General features: G+C 54.5%; 1 protein-coding gene. It reads left to right on the forward strand.

Going from position 1 to position 3,541, the window contains the following annotated elements; translation table 11 throughout:
• Window positions 1-409: 409 nt before the first annotated feature.
• A complete protein-coding gene (locus tag QNK41_RS16250) occupies window positions 410-3,391 on the forward strand; it encodes a PEP/pyruvate-binding domain-containing protein (protein ID WP_319258785.1) in 2,982 nt (993 codons plus the stop codon).
• Window positions 3,392-3,541: the final 150 nt, after the last annotated feature.

Consider the following 3,541-nt stretch of genomic DNA (forward strand, 5'->3'; position numbering starts at 1 on the left):
GTTTTTTCTTTTACGGTCGGCGGTCGAAAATGCAGAATCAGGTTGCTGCGTAAAAAGCGTTTGCGGTCCCTTTCGGTGCGCGGTCGCACCGGGGAGGGGAATACGCTGCGCCATACCCGCAGCAGGGCGTTGGCGTCGGAATTGTCTATAGATGTTCGTTGAGTCATTTTGATATGTCCAAACATATCGAATGGTTTACCAAACTATGGCACCAGAAACAACCGCTATTGTTATTCCCAAACCGATCCGACAGTTTCTTTTTGAGTTGATTTCCGGTATGATATAATGCTCTTAAATCACACGACACCTCAACATGCCTTCAGGTTCAGACGGTCTGCTATTGCGGGACCGGAACAGGTGAAGGGGCTCCGCCTGCGTCCCATACTACCGCGGGCAAGGTGATTGATCCATGGCCTTCAACACGCGTCCATTTTCCAATGAATCCGATTCCCGTTTCAAACTCTTTCACGAGCTGATGGCCCGCAAGGTACGCCATATTCTGCTGGTCTCGACCCCCTATGATGCCTGGATCATGGAAGAGGACTGCCGGCTTTCCGAGCGTATCGTCAACGAGTATCGGGGCCTCAACCTCAGTCAGCCGCCGCGTCTGACCTGGGTTTCCTCAGCTGAACAGGCCCTCGCCGCCCTCGAGGACCAACCCTTTGACATGGTTATAACCATGCCGCGCCTGACGGACATGGGTGCGGCTGCATTGGGCCATCAAATCAAGCAAAAGGCACCCGGGCTGCCGGTTATTCTGCTCACCCACGACACGATTCCTTCACCGGAAATCAAAGAGCCGGACAATGCGCCGGGCATTGACCGCACCTTTGTCTGGTCCGGCAACACGGATATCCTCGTGGCGCTGACGAAAAGTGCCGAAGACCGAATGAATGCGGAGAATGATACCCAATCGGCGGGCGTCCGGGTGATTCTCTTTGTGGAGGACTCGCCTTATTACCTCTCATCCCTGCTGCCCATCCTATACCGGGAACTGGTCAGCCAGACCCAGGCGGTGATGGAAGGCACCCTTAACGAAGAGCATCGGCTGGTCACCATGCGGGCGCGTCCGAAAATCCTGGTTACCGGTAATTACGAGGAAGCGCTGACCCTTTACGAGCGTTACGAATCCAACGTGCTCGGGGTCATTTCCGATGTTCGATTTTCCCGGAACGGCGCTTTGAACGAGACTGCCGGGGTGGATTTTCTCAAATTTGTGCGCGAACGGCGGTTTGATATTCCGCTGCTGCTCAGCAGTTCAGAACCGGCCAATGCCCTGAAGGCGGCGTCTATCCCCGCTGCCTTTGTGGACAAGAATTCAGACACCCTGCACCAGGATGTGCGCCGTTTTTTCAAGGACCGCCTGGGCTTCGGTGATTTCGTTTTCCGGTTGCCCGACGGATCGGAAATCGGCCGTGCCTCCAATCTGAAGGCGCTGGAACAGCATATGCTTTCCATACCGGAGGCGTCCTTCCGATACCATTGCAACCGCAACGACTTTTCCCGCTGGTTGTTCGCTCGCACCGAGATGACCCTGGCCGCAGAGCTCCGCCCGATCAGCGACGATGACTTCTCGGATGGGGAGAGCCACCGCCGCCACCTGGTCAAAATTATTGCCGACCGACGCAAAAGACGCCAGAAGGGGGTTGTTGCCGATTTCGATGCGGCGGACGCGGATTTCGACACGGAATTTTTCAAGATCGGCAAGGGTTCGCTGGGAGGGAAAGCCCGGGGATTGGCATTCGTTACCTCCCTGCTTCGCCAGAACCCCGATTTTTATGTCACCTACAAGGGGGTGGATATTATTGTCCCCCAGACGCTGGTGATTACCACCGACGGGTTCGAATCCTTTGTGGAAGACAACGGACTGCGTTACCTGTCCAAAACCGACCTGCCCGATGAGCAGATCGCCGATCTTTTCCTCGCCAGCCAATTCCCCGGATGGATCGAAGAAAGACTGCGGGACTACCTGGCCCAGGTGACCTATCCACTGGCCATCCGGTCCTCCAGTCTGCTGGAGGACGCCCAGTTCCGGGCCTATGCCGGCCTTTACCGCACCTATATGATCACCAATGACTGTCCCGATGCGGAACGGCGTTTAAAACATCTGATTCATGCCATCAAGCTGGTCTACGCCTCAACCTATTATAAAGGACCCAAGGCATTCTCAAAACGGGTGGGCCACCGGACGGAAGAAGAGCAGATGGCTGTGATCATCCAAAAACTGGTTGGATCTCCATATGATGACAGTTTTTACCCGGCTATCTCAGGGGTCGCCCAGTCGCACAATTACTATCCCTTTGCCCGCATGAAGCCCGAGGAGGGAATCGTCACCATTGCCATGGGATTGGGCAAAACCGTGGTAGAAGGGGAGAAAACGCTCCGGTTCTCGCCGGCCCACCCCCAGTTGCTCCCGCAACGCTCGACCGTGGAAGACATTCTCGAGAACGCCCAACGTCACTTTTATGCGCTTAAAATGGAAAAGTCCTGCCACAACCTGGAAACCAACGATGGTGCCAACCTGTGGTACCGTGAGGTGACCGAAGCGGAGAACGAGCTGCCCATGCAGTTTCTTGCCAGCACTTACGTGCCGGACGAGCATCGTATTCGCGATACCGTTCATATCCCGGGTCAGCGGGTCCTCACCTTTGCCCACATCCTCAAATACCGTGAGTTTCCCCTGGCAGATATCCTGAAGGACATGCTCGAACTGGGAGAACAGGGGATGGGGTGCCCGGTGGAGATGGAGTTCTCCGTCAACCTGAGCGCTGAACCTGACCATCCACCACAGTTCGCCTTTCTTCAACTCCGGCCCATGACGGCCCGGGCTGAACTTGAGCAGGTGAATATCTCTACAGAAGAAATCGAGAACGCATTCTGTTTTTCGGGCAAGGCCCTGGGTAATGCCTTAAAGCACGATATGGCCGACATTATTTTAGTCAAACCGGAGGCCTTTGACCCGGGCAGGACCATGGAGATTGCCCGGGAGATTGCCAGGATCAATGCGAACCTGGTCAAAGCTGACCGAAAATATCTGCTTGTCGGGCCGGGCAGATGGGGGTCGGCCGACCGCTGGCTGGGAATTCCAGTTGCATGGGCCGACATCTCGGGGGTGGGTGCCATGATCGAGACGGAATCGGACAAGCTCGTTGCCGAACCTTCCCAGGGCTCACATTTTTTTCACAACATCACCACGTTGGGGATCAATTACATTACCGTCTCAAAGGCTGCCGGTGACTGGATAGATTGGAATTGGCTGACTGCGCTGCCGCGGTTGAACGATGCCACCTTTGTTGCTCATGCACGGCTTGAGTCGCCGGTGACACTTAAAGTTGACGGCCGGAGATCACAGTGTGTAATCGTTAAAGGTAACGGTATCGGTACCCCTTAGTTCCTTAATCCTTAATCTTGAAATTTTAGTTTTTTTGTCAGAAAGCAAAAGACAAGTAACAAATAAAGAACAATAGAATGTATTTCAAAAATAAGGATCAGGGTTCAGGGCAAGGCATGCAACGGCGAGAAAGCGCAGCATACAGGTAGT

Source organism: Desulfosarcina sp. (assembly GCF_033791525.1).
Taxonomy (GTDB): Bacteria; Desulfobacterota; Desulfobacteria; order Desulfobacterales; family Desulfosarcinaceae; genus Desulfosarcina.